The sequence below is a fragment of the Streptomyces beijiangensis genome (genome assembly GCF_017315755.1).
In the GTDB taxonomy this organism is placed as follows: Bacteria; Actinomycetota; Actinomycetes; order Streptomycetales; family Streptomycetaceae; genus Streptomyces; species Streptomyces beijiangensis.
The window spans coordinates 1-284 of sequence record NZ_JAFLRJ010001090.1; the positions used below are offsets into that span (position 1 = coordinate 1).

The window sequence follows — 284 nt, forward strand, 5'->3', positions numbered from 1 at the left end:
GCCGCCGCGCTGGGTCTGTGGCTGATCGTCCTGGCCGCGACCCCCGGACTACGTGCGGTGCTGCCGATGCGGCGCACCACGGCGGACGTACGGGGTGGTCTCGACCGGGAGGCGGCGGCCACACCGGCGCCGACCAGCACCCAGGTGTCCTGCAACTGCCGGGTCGCCAGATCGCCCGCGGCCACCTGGCGCCAGTGCATCGCGTCGCGCCCGGCCCGTACCGCGGAGATGTCGTACAGCAGCACCCCCACGGCGCCGATCACCACCAGGGCGAGCAGCAGGGC

At 75.0% G+C, this 284-nt stretch carries 1 protein-coding gene; it reads left to right on the forward strand.

What is annotated here, in order from left to right; translation table 11 throughout:
• Positions 1–57: 57 nt before the first annotated feature.
• Positions 58–284, forward strand: a 227-nt coding sequence (locus tag J0695_RS46415; RefSeq protein ID WP_505383642.1) for a hypothetical protein, incomplete at its 3' end; no start/stop codon positions are given.